Source organism: Nocardiopsis sp. LDBS1602 (assembly GCF_035818715.1).
GTDB classification, from domain to species: domain Bacteria; phylum Actinomycetota; class Actinomycetes; order Streptosporangiales; family Streptosporangiaceae; genus Nocardiopsis; species Nocardiopsis alba.
Genome location: NZ_JAYLVW010000012.1, coordinates 21667 through 33596, shown reverse-complemented (window position 1 = coordinate 33596; position 11930 = coordinate 21667). Strand labels below are relative to the sequence as shown.

At 70.5% G+C, this 11930-nt stretch carries 9 protein-coding genes; 8 read left to right on the top strand and 1 reads right to left on the bottom strand.

The window, feature by feature from the left end:
* Positions 1-173: 173 nt before the first annotated feature.
* The gene (bldD, locus tag U9J66_RS24105) at positions 174-668 is read right to left on the bottom strand and encodes a transcriptional regulator BldD (protein WP_013154123.1); all 495 of its coding nucleotides are present in this window, start codon (positions 666-668) and stop codon (positions 174-176) included.
* 501 nt (positions 669-1169) lie between these two features.
* Between bldD and pyrR the strand changes: the two genes are divergently transcribed.
* The 8 genes from pyrR to pyrF all read left to right on the top strand — a co-directional run bounded on the left by pyrR (position 1170) and on the right by pyrF (position 11734).
* Positions 1170-1841, top strand: a complete 672-nt coding sequence (pyrR, locus tag U9J66_RS24100; protein ID WP_017535130.1) for a bifunctional pyr operon transcriptional regulator/uracil phosphoribosyltransferase PyrR — start codon at positions 1170-1172, stop codon at positions 1839-1841.
* On the top strand, positions 1841-2749 hold the full coding sequence (locus U9J66_RS24095) for an aspartate carbamoyltransferase catalytic subunit (protein ID WP_017535131.1): 909 nt from the start codon (positions 1841-1843) through the stop codon (positions 2747-2749). The genes pyrR and U9J66_RS24095 overlap by 1 nt, the downstream gene beginning before the upstream one ends.
* Positions 2750-2922: 173 nt before the next feature.
* Positions 2923-4224 carry a dihydroorotase gene (locus U9J66_RS24090; protein WP_014911684.1) on the top strand — a complete coding sequence of 434 codons (1302 nt, stop codon included), beginning with the start codon at positions 2923-2925 and terminating at the stop codon, positions 4222-4224.
* Between the two features lie 44 nt (positions 4225-4268).
* Positions 4269-5411 (top strand): glutamine-hydrolyzing carbamoyl-phosphate synthase small subunit, encoded by a 1143-nt coding sequence (gene carA, locus U9J66_RS24085; RefSeq protein ID WP_014912569.1) that lies wholly within the window; start codon positions 4269-4271, stop codon positions 5409-5411.
* Positions 5412-5426: 15 nt separating this feature from the next.
* Positions 5427-8735 (top strand): carbamoyl-phosphate synthase large subunit, encoded by a 3309-nt coding sequence (carB, locus tag U9J66_RS24080; protein ID WP_326338836.1) that lies wholly within the window; start codon positions 5427-5429, stop codon positions 8733-8735.
* A gap of 83 nt (positions 8736-8818) precedes the next feature.
* Positions 8819-9718, top strand: coding sequence for a dihydroorotate dehydrogenase electron transfer subunit (locus U9J66_RS24075; RefSeq protein ID WP_017535134.1), 900 nt, complete (start codon positions 8819-8821; stop codon positions 9716-9718).
* Positions 9719-9793: 75 nt separating this feature from the next.
* On the top strand, positions 9794-10729 hold the full coding sequence (locus U9J66_RS24070) for a dihydroorotate dehydrogenase (protein ID WP_161110183.1): 936 nt from the start codon (positions 9794-9796) through the stop codon (positions 10727-10729).
* A 297-nt stretch (positions 10730-11026) separates the two neighbouring features.
* Positions 11027-11734, top strand: a complete 708-nt coding sequence (gene pyrF, locus U9J66_RS24065) for an orotidine-5'-phosphate decarboxylase (RefSeq protein WP_326338835.1) — start codon at positions 11027-11029, stop codon at positions 11732-11734.
* Positions 11735-11930 lie beyond the last annotated feature (196 nt).

Here is an 11930-nt window from a genome sequence, read left to right as displayed (position 1 = left end):
AGGTTCGATAGTCCGGCCGCCACGTGCGGTCGACACCGGCGAGGCCGGGTCGGGGAGGGGAAGCCCCGGCCCGGCCTCGCCGCGTTCTCGGGGGTTCCGACACGACGAGAGCCGGACACGACCGGGTGCGGTCGTGTCCGGCTCCTCTGTCTCGTGTCGTCGGTGGCCCGGGGTCAGAAGGCGTCGACGGCGCGGCGCGCCTCGGGGTCGAGCACGCCCCAGTTGATGAGCTCCTCGGTGAGGTCGCCCGGCGACTTGTCGTAGATGACCGCGAGTGAGCGCAGGTCCTCCTGACGGATGGAGAGCACCCGCCCGTTGTAGTCACCGCGCTGGCTCTGGATGGTGGCCACGTAGCGGGAGAGGGGTCCGGCCTTCTCCTGCGGGAGCTGCTGCATGCGCTCCAGATCGATGACCAGCTTGGGTGTCGGACCCAGAGGGGTCGGAGCGGCGCCGCCGGGCAGCAGCTCCGACATCGGCACCCCGTAGAAGTCGGCCAGCTCGGCCAGCTTCTGCACGGTGACGGCGCGGTCGCCACGCTCGTACGAGCCCACCACGACGGCCTTCCAGCGTCCGTGGGACTTCTCCTCCACCCCGTGCAGGGACAGGCCCTGCTGGGTGCGGATGGCACGCAGTCGCGCGCCGAGGGACTTCGCGTATTCGGATGGCATCTTCTTGTCGCTCCCGGCCGTGACGGTGGCTGGCGTGGTGGGGGAGACGTCCGCTCGTACTCGGCGGGCCGCCTGGGCGGTCCAGCGGATGGTCACGGGGTGCAACCCCACCCGGTATTGGTTACAGACAGTGACGGTAGAGGGGTGCCGGTGTCCAGGTCAAGCCGTTGGGGTGAAACGCGACTAATCAGTGGCCAAACCGTGCGTAGGTGAGACGTCTCTCATTTCATGACCGGTCGGGACGAGTGAGGCGCGTTCGAGGGGTGGAAAGCCCGCTCCTACAGGGAATTTCGTGTTTCCCACCAATGGGGTGCGTATCCGGAGTGTCACGATACGGGTGCTCTTAGTCGGGCAATCCTCAAGGGCTTATGTGACAAGCATCACACTGTGATTCTCAAGGCGTGGGGAGTGCCCGAAGAGGGAACCGTCGGCGCTGGTAGCGTGGGCCCGATCGACATCCTTTAACGACCTGTTCAGTGAGGCAGGGAAGGGGTCACCGCTTTGCATGCGCGAAAACAGACGAAGGACGACAACGGAACCGCCGTTTCCGCGTCCTCGCCCGAGGCGCCCGAAGGCACCCGGGCCGTCCTCGACGGCAACGAGATCAACCGGGCACTGACCCGCATCGCCCATGAGGTCCTCGAACGGACCAAGGGCGGACAGGACGTCACCCTCCTGGGCATCCCCTCGCGAGGAGCACCCCTCGCCCGACGCCTGGCACGACGGATCGAACGCGTCGAAGAACTCGACGTCCCCACCGGATCCCTCGACATCACCATGTACCGCGACGACCTGCGGATGGCACCCGCGCGCGCTCTCGGCAGGACCGAGATCCCCGCGGGCGGACTCGACGACCGCGTCGTCGTCCTGGTCGACGACGTGCTCTTCTCCGGCCGCACAGTGCGCGCCGCCCTGGACGCCCTCGGCGACCTCGGTCGCCCCCGGGCCGTCCAGCTGGCCGTACTCGTCGACCGAGGCCACCGCGAGCTGCCGATCCGCGCCGACTACGTGGGCAAGAACCTGCCCACCTCCCTGAGGGAGAGCGTCACCGTCCAACTCGAGGAGACCGACGGTCACGACGCGGTCCTGCTCGGCCCGGCCCGCGCCTCCTCCACCGGAACCCTCAGGGCGGGGTCGCGCTCGCTCCCCGAGACCACGGAAGGGGACGCCTGATGCGCCACCTGCTCTCCGCCGGCGACCTCGACCGCGACGAGGCCACGCTCATCCTGGACACCGCAGCCGAACTCGCCCAGGTCGGCGATCGCGCGGTCAAGAAGCTCCCGACCCTGCGCGGGCGCACCGTCGTCAACCTCTTCTACGAGGACTCCACCCGGACCCGCACGTCCTTCGAACTGGCGGCCAAGCGTCTGTCGGCCGACGTCATCAACTTCTCGGCCAAGGGTTCCAGCGTCTCCAAGGGCGAGAGCCTGAAGGACACCGCCCTCACGCTCCAGGCGATGGGCGCCGACGGAGTCGTCATCCGACACAGCGCCTCCGGCGCCGCCCACCGGTTGGCCGGCTGGGTCGACGGATCGGTCCTCAACGCCGGCGACGGAACCCACGAGCACCCGACCCAGGCCCTGCTGGACGCCTTCACCATGCGTTCCCGACTGGGGCGCCTGGAAGGGCTGCGCGTGGCCGTGGTCGGCGACATCCTGCACAGCAGGGTCGCCCGGTCCAACGTGCTGCTGCTCACCACTCTGGGAGCGCACGTGACCCTGGTGGCCCCGCCCACGCTGCTGCCGGTCTCGGTCGGCACCTGGCCCTGCGAGGTCTCCTACGACCTCGACGAGGTGCTGCCCAAGACCGACGTGGTCATGATGCTGCGGGTCCAGGCCGAGCGCATGCGCGACTCCTTCTTCCCCTCCGTGCGCGAGTACAGCCGCAACTACGGGCTCGACGGGGAACGGCTGGAGCGGATGCCCTCCGACGCCATCGTCATGCACCCCGGCCCGATGGTCCGCGGAATGGAGATCTCGGCCGAGGTCGCCGACTCTCCCCGCTGCACCGTCACCGAGCAGGTCGCCAACGGTGTCAGCCTGCGCATGGCCGTCCTCTACCTGCTGCTCGGCGGCTCCTGACGGCGCCCCGCCCCGGGGAAGGTCCTCGTCCCGGCCCGAACACGGGTGACGGGACGGACACGAGGGACGCGCCGAGGACCCCGGTGAGGGGAACGGCCCCCGCGATCCCGCCCCGGAGCGCCGACCGCCGCACAGCACACGAACTTCACGAACACGAGAAAGCCGACATCTCCATGCCCGAAAACCATGGACCGTACCTGATCCGAGGCGCCCGCCCGTTCGGCGGCGACCCCGTCGACCTGCTCCTGGACGAGGGGCGCGTCGCCGCGATCGGTCCCGACCTGGAGGCCCCCGAGGGCACCGAGGTCGTGGACGCCACCGGTCTGATCGCCCTTCCCGGCCTGGTGGACCTGCACACCCACCTGCGCGAGCCCGGCCGAGAGGACGCCGAGACCGTCCTCTCCGGCTCCCGCGCCGCCGCCATGGGCGGCTACACCGCCGTGCACGCCATGGCCAACACCGACCCCGTCGCCGACACCGCCGGCGTGGTCGAACAGGTCTGGCACCTGGGCCGCGAGGCCGGCTACTGCGACGTGCGCCCGGTCGGCGCCGTCACCGTCGGCCTGAAGGGCGAACGACTCTCCGAGATCGGGGCCATGGCCGACTCCGCCGCCGGCGTCCGGGTCTTCTCCGACGACGGCATCTGCGTCTCCGACGCCCTGCTCATGCGCCGGGCCCTGGAGTACGTCAAGGCCTTCGACGGGGTCATCGCCCAGCACGCGCAGGAGCCCCGCCTGACCGAGGGCGCCCAGATGAACGAGGGCTGCGTCTCCGACCGTCTCGGTCTGCCCGGCTGGCCCGCGGTCGCCGAGGAGGCGATCATCGCCCGCGACTGCCTCCTCGCCCAGCACGTCGGCTCCCGACTGCACGTGTGCCACGTCTCCACCAAGGGGTCGGTGGACATCATCCGCTGGGCCAAGGAGCGCGGCTGCGACGTCACCGCCGAGGTCACGCCCCACCACCTGATCCTCACCGAGGACCTGGTGGAGAGCTACGACCCGGTCTACAAGGTCAACCCGCCGCTGCGCACCGCCGAGGACGTCCAGGCGCTGCGCGAGGGGCTGGCCGACGGCACGATCGACATCGTCGCCACCGACCACGCGCCGCACCCGGTGGAGGCCAAGGAGACCGAGTGGTCCACCGCCGCGATGGGCATGGTCGGGCTGGAGACCGCGCTCGGGGTCGTCCACAAGACCATGGTCGAGACCGGTCTGCTCACCTGGGAACAGGTCGCCGACCGCATGTCCGCCGCGCCCGCCCGGATCGGCCGGGTCTCCGACCACGGCCGCGGGCTCGCCGTCGGTGAACCCGCCAACGTCGTCCTGTACGACCCGGCCGCCCCCGTCGAGGTCGACGGGGCCGCCCTGGTCGGCAAGAGCGGAAACACCCCCTTCCGGGGCATGAGCCTGCCCGGCCGGATCATCGCCACGTTCCTGCGCGGCGCGCCGACCGTCCTGGAAGGGAAGATCAAGTGAGTATCGAAGCCCAGGTCAGCCCTGGCACCGTAGAGGGGGAGAACGTGTCCGAGGAGATCGGCGGGCCGGCGATTCTGGTGCTCGAGGACGGACGTGTGTTCCACGGCCGCTCCTTCGGCGCCACCGGCGAGACCTTCGGCGAGGCCGTCTTCAACACCGGGATGACCGGCTACCAGGAGACCCTCACCGACCCCTCCTACCACCGCCAGATCGTGGCGATGACCGCGCCGCACATCGGCAACACCGGGGTCAACGACGACGACCCCGAGTCGGGACGCATCTGGGTCGCGGGCTACGTCGTGCGCGAGCCGGCCAGGGTCCCCTCCAGCTGGCGCGCGCAGCGCACCCTCGACGAGGAGCTGCGCCGCCAGAACGTGGTCGGGATCGCCCTCAAGGGCACCCGTGCCCTCACCCGTCACCTCCGTGACCGCGGGGCCATGCGCGCCGCGATCAGCACGGTCGAGACCGATCCCCGGGCGCTGCTCGCGCGGATCCTGGAGCAGCCCCGCATGGCCGGCTCCGACCTGGCCGCCGAGGTCAGCACCGACGCCTCCTACGAGGTCCTGCCGCCCGAGGGCGTCGAGACCCGTTTCCACGTCGCCGCCGTCGACCTGGGGATCAAGGCCATGACCCCCCAGCGTCTGGCCGAACGCGGATGCCGCGTCACCGTGCTGCCCGCCTCCGCCACGGCCGAGGACATCCTCGCGCTGGACCCGGACGGCGTCTTCTTCAGCAACGGCCCCGGCGACCCGGCCACCGCCGACGGCCCGGTCGAGGCCATGCGCGGTGTCCTGGACGCCGGCAGACCGCTCTTCGGCATCTGCTTCGGCAACCAGATCCTGGGGCGCTCCCTGGGGCTGGGGACCTACAAGCTGCCCTTCGGACACCGAGGGGTCAACCAGCCGGTCATCGACACCCGCACCAAGAAGGTCGCGATCACCAGCCAGAACCACGGCTTCGCGGTGGACGCGCCCCTCGACACCCCGTTCGACACCCCCTACGGCCGGGCCGAGGTCAGCCACATCGGCCTCAACGACCAGGTCGTCGAGGGCCTGCGGCTGCTGGACCGTCCCGTGTTCAGCGTCCAGTTCCACCCGGAGGCCGCCGCGGGTCCCCACGACGCCGCCGAGCTCTTCGACGAGTTCGTCGACCTGATGTCCGCCCAGCCCGCTCCGGCTGCCAAGTAGTAAGAGGTACAGAGCATGCCGCGCCGTAGTGACCTTTCATCCGTCCTCGTGATCGGCTCCGGCCCGATCGTGATCGGGCAGGCGGCCGAGTTCGACTACTCGGGAACCCAGGCCTGTCGCGTCCTCAAGGCCGAGGGCCTTCGGGTCATCCTGGTCAACTCCAACCCGGCCACGATCATGACGGACCCGGAGATCGCCGACGCCACCTACGTCGAGCCGATCACCCCCGAGATGATCGAGAAGATCATCGCCAAGGAGCGCCCCGACGCCCTCCTGCCGACCCTGGGCGGGCAGACCGCGCTCAACGCCGCCGTCGACCTGCACGAGGCCGGAATCCTGGCCAAGTACGACGTCGAACTCATCGGCGCCAACATCGACGCCATCCAGTCCGGCGAGGACCGCGAGAGCTTCAAGGGCATCGTCGAGCGCATCGGCGGCGAGTCCGCCCGCTCGCGCATCTGCCACACGCTCCAGGAGTGCCTGGACGCCGCCGAGGAGCTGGGCTACCCGGTCGTGGTCCGCCCCTCCTTCACCATGGGCGGCGCCGGATCCGGTTTCGCCCACGACGAGGCCGAACTGCGCCGTATCGCCGGTCAGGGTCTCGCGCTCTCTCCGACCACCGAGGTGCTCCTGGAGGAGTCCATCCTCGGCTGGAAGGAGTACGAGCTGGAGCTGATGCGCGACACCAACGACAACGTGGTGGTCGTCTGCTCCATCGAGAACCTCGACCCCATGGGCGTGCACACCGGTGACTCCATCACCGTCGCCCCGGCCATGACCCTCACCGACCGCGAGTACCAGAAGCTCCGCGACATCGGTATCGCGGTCATCCGCGAGGTCGGCGTGGACACCGGCGGCTGCAACATCCAGTTCGCCGTCCACCCCGCCACCGGTCGGGTCATCGTCATCGAGATGAACCCCCGCGTGTCCCGCTCCTCGGCCCTGGCCTCCAAGGCCACCGGCTTCCCGATCGCCAAGATCGCGGCCAAGCTCGCCGTCGGCTACACGCTGGACGAGATCCCCAACGACATCACCCGGGAGACCCCGGCCAGCTTCGAGCCCACGCTCGACTACGTGGTCGTCAAGGTGCCCCGCTTCGCCTTCGAGAAGTTCCCCGGCGCCGACGGCGGTCTCACCACCACCATGAAGTCGGTCGGCGAGGCGATGGCCATCGGCCGTTCCTTCCCCGAGGCCCTTCAGAAGGCCATGCGCTCCCTGGAGAAGGCCGGCGTCGGTCTGACCTGGGCGGGCGAGCCCGGCGACAAGGAGGAGCTGCTGCGTTCGGCGGCCCGTCCCACCGAGCACCGTCTGCGCCAGGTGCAGCAGGCCCTGCGCGCCGGCGCCACCGTCGAGGAGATCCACGAGTCCACGAAGATCGACCCGTGGTTCCTGGACCAGATGCTCCGTCTGGAGGAGATGGCCCGCGTCCTGGCCGCGGCCGGCAAGCTCGACGAGGAGCTGCTGCGCGAGGCCAAGGGGCTGGGCTTCTCCGACGTCCAGATCGGTGAGATCACCGGCAAGCACGAGGACGTCGTCCGCGAGCTCCGGCACGCCCTGGGCGTCCACCCCGTCTACCTGACGGTGGACACCTGCGCCGCCGAGTTCGAGGCCCGCACCCCGTACCTGTACTCCAGCTACGACGAGGAGACCGAGGTACCCACCGGGGACCGGCCCAAGATCATCATCCTGGGCTCGGGCCCCAACCGCATCGGTCAGGGCGTGGAGTTCGACTACTCCTGCGTCCACGCCTCCTTCGCGCTCTCCGACGCCGGGTTCGAGACCGTCATGGTCAACTGCAACCCCGAGACGGTCTCCACCGACTACGACACCAGCGACCGGCTCTACTTCGAGCCGCTCACCCTGGAGGACGTCCTGGAGGTCGTGCGCGCGGAGCAGGCCACCGGACAGGTCGCCGGCGTCATCGTCCAGCTCGGCGGTCAGACCCCGCTGGGCCTGGCCCGCCGCCTCCAGGAGGCCGGTGTCCCGATCATCGGCACCAGCCCCGAGGCCATCGACCTGGCCGAGGACCGCGGCGAGTTCGGCAAGGTCCTGGCCGACGCCGGGCTGCCCGCGCCCAAGTACGGCACCGCCTACTCCTTCGAGCAGGCCAAGGCCGCCGCGGACGAGATCGGCTACCCGGTCATGGTCCGCCCCTCCTACGTGCTGGGCGGCCGCGGCATGGAGATCGTCTACAGCGAGGCGATGCTCGCCGACTACATCGAGCGCAACGCCGAGGTCAGCCCGGAGCACCCGGTCCTGATCGACCGTTTCCTGGACGACGCCATCGAGATCGACGTCGACGCGCTCTACGACGGCCACGACCTGTACCTGGGCGGGGTCATGGAGCACATCGAGGAGGCCGGTATCCACTCCGGCGACTCGGCGTGCACCCTGCCCTCCATCACCCTGGGCCGGGAGGACATCGAGCGGATCCGCTACTCCACCGAGGCGATCGCCCGGGGCACCGGGGTGCGCGGCCTCATCAACGTCCAGTACGCGCTCGCCTCGGGTGTCCTGAACGTCCTCGAGGCCAACCCGCGCGCCTCCCGCACGGTGCCGTTCGTCTCCAAGGCCACGGCGGTCCCGCTGGCCAAGGCGGCCGCCCGCGTCATGGCCGGGAGCACCATCGCCGAGCTGCGCGCCGAGGGCATGCTGCCCGCCCAGGGCGACGGCGGCGACCTGCCCGCCGACGCTCCGGTGTCGGTGAAGGAGGCCGTGCTGCCCTTCAACCGGTTCATCGACAAGCACGGTGAGGGCGTCGACACCATCCTCGGCCCGGAGATGCGCTCCACCGGCGAGGTCATGGGTCTGGACACCGAGTTCGGTCCGGCCTACGCCAAGTCCCAGCTCGCGGTCAACGGGACCGTGCCCACGCAGGGCCGGATCTTCGTATCGGTCGCCAACCGGGACAAGCGCTCGATGATCTTCCCGGTCAAGCGCCTGGCCGACCTGGGCTTCGAGATCCTCGCGACCGAGGGGACCGCGGTGGTCCTGCGCCGCAACGGGGTCCAGGCCACCGTGGTGCGCAAGCACAGCGCGGGCACCGGCCCTGAGGGCGAGCCCACCATCGTGCAGCTCATCCACGACGGAGCCGTCGACCTGATCGTCAACACCCCGTTCGGCAGCGCCGGCCAGGCCGGCCCGCGTCTGGACGGGTACGAGATCAGGACCGCGGCCATCGTGCGCGGCGTTCCCAGCGTCACCACGGTGCAGGGTCTGGCCGCCGCCGTCCAGGCGATCGAGGCCCGCGTGCGCGGTGACATCGGGGTGCGTTCCCTTCAGGAACACGCCCAAGCGCTCACGGCGGAACGTCAGGGCTCCTAGGCTGTAGCCGGTCCGGGTGTCGTGGGAGAATCCCGCGACACCCGGACCACGAGGCGATGAGTCTAGAGAGGCTGCCACGAGACATGAGCGACAACGGACCGGTGCAGATCAGGTGCCCCGTGCTGAACGTGCGCAGGGTGGACGCCTACTACGCCATCACCGTCGTCGCGCCGGGGATAGCCGAACGGTTCCGGTCCGGGCAGTTCGTGTCGGTGGGGGTGGGCGGCGATCACTCCAGCACGCTGCTGCGCCGCCCCTTCGCCGTCCACGACGTCAAGCCCGACTACGGCGGCACCGTCGAGTTCCTGTTCTCGGTGCGCGGTACCGGGACCGCATGGCTGGCCGAGCGCAGATCGCGGGACCTGCTGGACGTGGTCGGACCGCTGGGACGTCCCTTCCCCCTGCCCAGGGACCCGGTCAACTGTGTCCTGGTGGGCGGTGGATCGGGGAGCGCCCCGCTGTTCCCCCTGGCCCAGTCGCTGCGTCGACGGGGCTGCCGTGTGGACTTCGTCCTGGGAGCGGCCTCCTCCGACCGTGTGTTCAGCGCGATCACCGCGCGCCGGATCGCCGAGACGGCCACCTTCACCACCGACGACGGTTCCTTCGGGACCAAGGGGCGGGTCACCGACGTCCTGGGGCGGGTGATCGAGGAGGCCCGCTCCGACGCGGTGTACGCCTGCGGACCCATGCCGATGCTGCGCTCGGTCACCCAGGTGGCCGGCGACCACGGCGTCCCCGTCCAGGTCGCGGTGGAGGAGACCATGGCCTGCGGTATCGGGATCTGCATGACCTGCGTGATCCCGGTGGTGGGGGAGGACGGCATCACGCGGATGGTGCGCTCCTGCGTCGACGGCCCGGTCTTCCGGGGCGAACAGGTGCGCTTCGACGACGTGGGCACGATCCCCTTCGACGCCCTGGGCGCGCCCGGTTGGAAGGGGTCGAGCGCGGCCCGGGCGGCGGAGTCGACCCGGGACATCGCCTGACGAGGACGGTTCTCCCATGACAGGGCCGGCGACCTCGGTCACCGGCCGTAGAAGGCCACGAGCGAGCGAAGGCACGTGAACGCAGACCTCAGGACCAGACTGGGATCCCTGACGCTCCCCAACCCGGTGGTGACCGCCGCCGGATGCGCGGGGTCGGGACGTGAGCTGGCGCAGTTCTTCGATGTGGCGGAGATCGGTGCCGTCACCACCAAATCGGTCATGTTGGAGCCGCGGGCGGGGCGACCGTCGCCGCGGATGGCCGAGACCCCGAGCGGGATGCTCAGCACCATCGGGATGCAGGGCCCGGGGGTGGACGTCTTCCTCCAACGGGACCTGCCATGGCTGCTCTCCCGCGGGGGGAGGGCGATCGTGTCCATCGCCGGATCGGGGGTCGCCGAGTTCGGAGAGCTGGCCCGGCGGATCTCGGAGGCCGACGGGGTGGACGCCATCGAGGTCAACCTCTCCTGCCCGGATCCGGCCGACCCCTCCGGGCGGCACTTCGCCGACGACCCGGCCCAGGCCGCGGCGGTGGTCCAGACGGTGCGCTCGCACGCGCGTTCGGGGCTTCCGGTCCTGGCCAAGCTCGCCGCCGACGTCCCCGACGTGGTGAAGTTGGCCGAGGCCTGCATCGGGGCCAGGGCCGACGGGTTGACCATGATCAACACCCTGCGGGGGATGAGCGTGGACACCCGCACGCTGCGCCCGGCCGTGACCGGGGGGATGGGCGGGCTCTCCGGCCCGGCGATCCGCCCGCTGGCGGTGGGGTGCGTCTACCGCGTCCACGAGGCCTTCCCCGAGGTGCCGATCGTGGGCGTGGGCGGCGTGCGGACCGGTACCGACGTCCTGGAGTTCATGGCGGCCGGGGCCAGCGCGGTCGCGGTGGGCACGATGAACTTCTCCGACCCCTCGGCGTGCGCGCGGATCCTGCGCGAGTTCACCGAGGTGCTGGAGGCGCGGGACGTGACCCGGGTCGCGGACCTGGTGGGCATCGCCCACAGGGCGGGTATGTGAACCTCGGGCGCTTCGGGGCGTCCTGACCGGCCTGAACGGCGCTGAGGTGGCTCTGTGTGGCCGAACGGACGCTCCCGGCTTTCGGGGGTGGGTCCACGGAGTGAGACCGGCTACGGCCGTCTGGGCGGCCGTTACGTGGAAGTGACGTGGATCGGGCGCATGAAGCGCCCGATCCTGGGAACCGCACACCTTGATGGTGTGCACATGACAGTGGATGTGCATTCGTAAGCACGTTCGGCCGAACGGCGGCGAGTGCAGGACCCCGGATCCTCCGGGCACACGATTGGAGAGATCGACATGACCGCGCCTTCCGCGCCCATCGCCGTCGCGATCGACGCCGACGACATCGAGACGGCGGCGACCTGGGCCTCCGCGGTCGCGCCGCACGTGAGCACCGTGAAGGTGGGGCTGGAGCTGTACCTGCGCTACGGCCCCGAGGTGATCAGCGCCGTGCGCGGGGCCAATCGGGTCGGTGTCTTCCTCGACCTCAAGCTGCACGACATCCCGGCGACCGTCGCCGGAGCGGCGCGTAGCGTCGCGGGGTTGCGTCCTTCGATCCTGACCGTCCACGCGAGCGGGGGAACGGACATGGTCCGGGCCGCGGTCGAGGCGGCCCCGGACACCGAGATCGCCGCCGTGACCGTGCTGACCTCGATGAACGAGACGGACCTGGAGCAGGTGGGGCTGCTGGGGCCCGCGCGGGACGCGGTGCGCCGCCTGGCCGCGCTCGCGGTGGGGGCCGGCGCCCGCGCGCTGGTGTGCTCGCCTCAGGAGGTGGGGCTCGTCCGTTCGGAGGTGGGCCCCGACATCAGGCTGATCACCCCGGGCGTGCGTCCGGTCGGGGCGGACCGGGGCGATCAGTCCCGGGTGGCGACCCCGGAGGAGGCGATCGAGGCGGGGGCGGACCTTCTGGTCATCGGCCGGCCGATCACCCGGGCGGCCGATCCCGGGGCGGCGGCGGCCTCCATCGCCGCGGCGGTGCGTCGGGTCGGCGCCCGGGGTTGAGGGGTTCGCGGTGGCGGGGAGGGAACGGTCGAGAATCCAGGTCGTCACATTGGTTCGCAGCCGTCCCATCACGCACGGTTGTGGGTCACAGACGGTAAGGAAATAGGCGTGTCCAAAACCAGGAAATCGTCGCGAAGAGTGACCCGGGTCACCCCTGGGTGACCTGCGCTGGTGGCACGGTTTCCCAGCTCGGCAA